Origin of the sequence: Sphingomonas sp., from assembly GCF_031380695.1 — a bacterium.
Taxonomy (GTDB): Bacteria; Pseudomonadota; Alphaproteobacteria; order Sphingomonadales; family Sphingomonadaceae; genus Sphingomicrobium.
In genome coordinates this window covers 1-4,999 of sequence record NZ_JANMWY010000037.1, presented here as the reverse complement: position 1 = coordinate 4,999, position 4,999 = coordinate 1, and the positions used below count along the sequence as shown (strand labels likewise).

Annotated in this window: 6 protein-coding genes; 3 read left to right on the top strand and 3 right to left on the bottom strand. The window is 67.2% G+C overall.

Annotated features, from left to right (window positions below; translation table 11 throughout):
* From RMN84_RS01385 to RMN84_RS01375, 3 genes are all read right to left on the bottom strand, one after another.
* Window positions 1-209 (bottom strand): hypothetical protein (locus RMN84_RS01385; protein WP_309610418.1); only part of this gene is annotated, 209 nt, incomplete at its 3' end.
* Between the two features lie 83 nt (window positions 210-292).
* Window positions 293-1,882: a sulfotransferase gene (locus tag RMN84_RS01380; protein WP_309610417.1), complete on the bottom strand. Its 1,590-nt coding sequence runs from the start codon at window positions 1,880-1,882 to the stop codon at window positions 293-295.
* Window positions 1,883-1,903: 21 nt separating this feature from the next.
* Window positions 1,904-2,689 carry an alpha/beta fold hydrolase gene (locus tag RMN84_RS01375; RefSeq protein WP_309610416.1) on the bottom strand — a complete coding sequence of 262 codons (786 nt, stop codon included), beginning with the start codon at window positions 2,687-2,689 and terminating at the stop codon, window positions 1,904-1,906.
* A gap of 62 nt (window positions 2,690-2,751) precedes the next feature.
* Between RMN84_RS01375 and RMN84_RS01370 the strand changes: the two genes are divergently transcribed.
* From RMN84_RS01370 to RMN84_RS01360, 3 genes are all read left to right on the top strand, one after another.
* The gene (locus tag RMN84_RS01370) at window positions 2,752-3,303 is read left to right on the top strand and encodes a 2Fe-2S iron-sulfur cluster-binding protein (protein ID WP_309610415.1); all 552 of its coding nucleotides are present in this window, start codon (window positions 2,752-2,754) and stop codon (window positions 3,301-3,303) included.
* A 27-nt stretch (window positions 3,304-3,330) separates the two neighbouring features.
* Window positions 3,331-4,305: an RcnB family protein gene (locus RMN84_RS01365; protein ID WP_309610414.1), complete on the top strand. Its 975-nt coding sequence runs from the start codon at window positions 3,331-3,333 to the stop codon at window positions 4,303-4,305.
* 92 nt (window positions 4,306-4,397) lie between these two features.
* The coding region (locus tag RMN84_RS01360; protein ID WP_309610413.1) for a DUF885 family protein at window positions 4,398-4,999 on the top strand (602 nt) is incomplete at its 3' end.

Below are 4,999 nucleotides of genomic sequence, written 5' to 3'. Positions count from 1 at the left end.
ATCGAGATCGGCACACGCGACAGATTCTCTTCGCGCTTTTGAGCGGTGACGATGATTTCGGTCGAGTCGGGGGTGGTACCGTCCTGAGCCGCCGCAGCGGTCGGCGCGGGCGCTGTGTCGTTGACGCCGCTTTGGGCGAAGGCCGGGCCGACGAGAGCCGTCGAGGCCAACAGTCCAAACGCGGATTTACGCAGCATACCGTCGAGCATTGGTTTCCCCTTGGTCAGGGCGGCGACGCTGGGACTGCAATCGATACTCGTCAATCGACCAGATGGCTCCGCCGACACTTTCGCTACGAGCGTGGCGCAAATGTTACGGGTGCCGTAGGGTAAGCGTCGATTACCGGGCCGAGCGCGGTGAATAGTTCGTCGAGGAATGGCTGATAGGGCCGCCATTCGTCGAGCGCATCGCGGTAGATCGGCTGGCGAACCTGCTCGCTCGAAGGGGTGCGAATAGCGCGTTCGGTGCGGTGCTGGGTCAGGCAGGCGGCGTCGAACGGCAGGTCGCAGGCGGCGATCAGCGCGCGGATTTCGGCCTCGCTGTCCTCGACCAGCCGCTCGTAGGTCACCCGGTGTACCCGCCCCGGCGCGACCGCATCGACGTGCGCCATCAGGCGGACGTAGTCGGCATAATAGGTGCCGACATCGGTCAAATCATAGGTGAACGCCTGTCCGCGCGCGAAATGCTGGCGGTAATTGGCGAGGCAGCAGGCGACCGGGTAGCGACGGACGTCGATGATCGTGGCGTTCGGCAGGATGGCCAGGATTAGCGGGACATGGAGCCAGTTGTTGGGCAGCTTGTCGACGAAGCGGGGCCGGTCGCTCTGCCGCTGCGGCGCGGCGCGAGAGAGATAATCCTCGCCGAGGGCGTGGCGCTGGTCGGGCGTAAGCGTAGCCAGCGCGCCGGGGTAACGATCGATGGTGCGAGCGATGGCCGGCAGGTCGGGCAGCTCGCCCGTGCCCTCGATCGCCCGATGGCTGGCAAGGATTTGTTCGACCAGCGTCGATCCCGCGCGGGGCATGCCGAGCACGAAGATCGGGTCGTTCGCAGTGGCGCCGCCGCGATCGGGCGTGAACAGATCGGCGGTCACTGCGGCGATGGTGCGGTCGACCGTCGCCGTGATTTCCTTGCGGCGATAGGGCTGGGTCTCCAGCCGCAGCCGGTTCGCCGCCTGATAATGAGCGAAGGCGGCGGCATGGTCTTTCGCATCGTGCATCGCCTTGCCCAGCGCGAAGTCGAGGTGGAGGCGGTCGTCGGGGGTGATCGACGGGTCGGCCAGCGCACCCTGCATCGCGGCGATGTCGGCGGCGTCGAACCTGACCGTCTTGAGGTTGGCCAGGCTCCACCACAATTCGCCCAGCGTCGGCTGCAGCCGCAGCGCCGCGCGATAGGCGGCGACCGATTCGGCCTGCTGGCCGATCGTCTTGAGCATCGTGCCGAGGCTGAGCCACAGCTTGGGCTGGTGCGGGGCGCGTTCTAGGACACTGCGATAGAGCGCAATCGCCTCGTCGAACCGGCCCAACCGCCCGAGGATCGCGGCCTTCAAATTCTGGTGACTTAGCTCGTCCGGCTCCTGTTCGAAGATGGTGTCGACGAGGCCGAGCGCCTCGGCATAGCGGCCGGTGCGGTTCAGGATCAGGGCGAGGTTGCCGCGGGCAGGCGTGAAATCGGGCGCGATCTCGATGGCCCGGCGCAACAGGTTCTCGGCATCCTTCATCCGCCCCAGCCGCGCGGCAAGTTCGGCCATCATGCGGATCGCGTGGACATCGAACGGGTCGGCCTTGAGGTGGGCGCGCAGCAGTTGCTCGGCGACGTCGAGCCGGTTGTCAGCCAGCGCGGCACCAGCCGGGAGCAGGTCTGCGGACGGAGCGGGAACGGCCATGGCGGCGGGGTAGGAAGCTCTTCAGGCCGGCGCAAGGTCGGCGAGGAAGGCGTCGAGCGCGGCGTTGAACGCGGCGGGCTGCTCGAGGTTGGGGAGATGGCCGGCAGCGGGGATGTCGACGCGCCGGGCATGCGGGATGAGTTCGGCGAGGGCGTCGCTCAGCGCGGGCGGGGTGACGCGGTCCTCGGCGCCGCACAGCACAAGCGTCGGCGCGGCGATGGCGGCGGCGCGATCGCGCTGATTGGCGGGCCAGACGGCGGAGGAGCCCAGGCGGAAGGCGGCGGGGTCGATCCGCGCCATCACGGCGACCAAGTCGGCAACCAGCGCCGGGTCCGGATCGGGGGCGAGGAGGGCGGGAACGCGGGCGCGGGCCAGTACCGCCATGTCGCTGCTGGCGGCAACCGAGCGGTCACGGATTGCCGTACCGTCCGGGTGAACCGCGAACGTATTGGCGAGGATCAGGGAAGCAGTGCGCGCGGGTGCGCGGTGGGCGATGGCGATGGCGACGATTCCGCCGAGCGACAGGCCGCACAGGTGAAACCGGCCGACCCCGAGCGCAGCGAGCGCGGCGAGGATCACGGCGGCGAAGCGATCGTGTGGGGCATCTTCCCCAGCAGACGATGGGTCGCTCTCGCCATAGCCGGGATAGTCGAGCGCGATGGTGCGGCGGCTCCCTCCGAAATATGCGACCTGTCCCGCCCACGCCGACTTGTCGGAACCGACGCCGTGGAGGAAGACCAGCGGCACCCCGCCCGCCCCCGCTTCCGCCACTCCGATCGCGCCCAGCGCCGTGTCGATCCGTGCCATGCCGCGCTCATTCCGGGCCGCGCGCTCTTTTGCAAGTTGCCCGCCCGCGCTAGGTCGCGACGATGACTAGCATGACCGTCAACGGCGAGGCGATCCACTACAAGCTCGATCCCGAGACGCCCCTGCTGTGGGCGCTGCGCGATGCGTCCAACCTGACCGGTACCAAATATGGCTGCGACAGCCGCGACTGCGGGGCGTGCACGGTGATCGTCGACGGGCGCGCGGTGATGAGCTGCTCGGTCAGCATCGCCGCGCTCGAAGGGGCCGACGTCACGACCATCGAGGGGTTGTCGGAAGGCCGCGCTCATCCGGTCCAGCAGGCGTGGGCGGCGGAGCAGGTGACGCAGTGCGGCTTTTGCGATCCCGGCTTTATCATGGCGATCGCCGCGCTGCTCAAGGCCAGTCCGCGGCCGAGCGACGAGCAGATCGACGCCATCCCCAACCTGTGCCCGTGCGGTGCGACGCCGCGCATCCGCAAGGCAATCATGCGGGCGGCAGAGGCGAGTGCGCCGGCTGCAGCCGAGCAACCCGCGAAACCTGTCAATTCGCCGACCGGGGCATTCAGCGGCGCTTCACCCGCCGTGGATGAAAGTCGATCTAACGGACCGAAGTGAAGGTCCTGAGTCGATCGGAGAGTTGCCATGCGCAAGGTGATGTTGATGCTGTTGCTGGCGAGTGCGGCGACGCCCGCGCTGGCCCAGCGGATGGGTCGTGACGAGGGCAATCGGTCAGCCGAGCGCGAGGATCGCGCCGAGCGTCGCCAGGAAGCTGAACGGCCCGAAGCATCCGCTCCGGCGCCTGCCGCCGCCCCGATGGTTGAACGGCAGGCACCGCCGCAGATCATCGACCGGCGATCGGCCCCGCAAGTCGAAAACGGTGGTGGCGGCTGGCAGGGTCGCGGGCAGCGCGGCGGCTGGAACAGCGGCAATGGCGCGAACGGCGGTAATATCGGCAACGCTGGTCAGGCGGTCGATCCGGCGGCGGTCGCCCGCTGGCGCGAACGGCGCGAGCAGGCTGTTGGCGGCGGCGAGCAGCCCACTCCGCAGCGCCCGACCCGCTGGGGCGATCATGTCCGCACGCCCGAAGCCGACGGCTGGACTGCCCCGGTCGGTGCCGGAGTCGTTATTGCGCCCAACGGCGTGCCCAACGGCGGCACGACCGACCATCGCTGGGAAGGTCGCCGCGACGGACGCAATCCGGGCACACTGCGCGAGGGAAGCGTTGGCGATCCGCGCCGTGATGGCCACCGCGATGGCAACTGGACCGGCCGCGACGACCCCCGCTGGAACGGACATCATCACGACGATCGGCGCTGGACCAACCACTGGCACAATGATCGCCGCTATGACTGGCGGAGTTATCGCAGCCAGAACCGGTTCGTGTTCCGACTGGGCAATTATTACGACCCGTTCGGCTATGGCTATCGCCCGCTGAGCATCGGCTACACCATGTACTCGGGCTATTATCGGTCGAACTATTGGCTCGACGATCCCTATGAATATCGTCTGCCGCCGGTCTATGGGCCGTATCGGTGGGTCCGCTATTACGATGACGCGGTGCTGGTCGACATCTACTCGGGTCGGGTGATTGAAGTGATCCGCAATTTCTTCTGGTAGACCAGAGCACACCGTTGATCGAAGGGGCGTTGCGGGATGACCGCGACGCCCCTTTCGCACCGGCAACAATTTCTTCCATACAGAGGCATGAAATGCGCGGTTCGATCTTCGTTTGCGGCACGGCTTTGTCACTGGCGCTGGGAGGCTGCGCGACGAAGCCGAGGGCGGTCGCTGCTCCGCTGGCAGTCGCGATGACGCCCGCCGCCGCGCCGGTGCCAAGCCCGCACGAGAAACTGTTTCAGATTTTCAAGGACGACGATGAGGCGACGCTCAAGCTGAGCCCGATCTATGGCCTGTACCGCGGCGATTTGCGCTATGCCGACCGCTTCGGCGACTATATCAGCGATGCCTATTACGACGCCGAACGGGCGCAGGCGCAGGCGATGCTCGACCGGCTCCACGCGATCGACCGCGCCGCGCTCGATCCGACCGACCAGCTCGCCTATGACGTGTTCGACTTCTCGACCAAGGATTCGCTCGAGGGCCTCGGCCCGCAAATCCTGAACCTGACCAAGGTCCAGCCGCTCAACCATTTCTTCGGCTTCCAGGCGGATTATCCGACGCTGGCCAGCGGCAAGGGCGCGGCACCGTTCAACACGGTCGTCGACTATGAAAACAACATCAAGCGGCACGCCGGCTATGCGATTTGGGTCGACCGCGCGTTCGAACGGTTCAAGGAGGGTGAAGCGAGCGG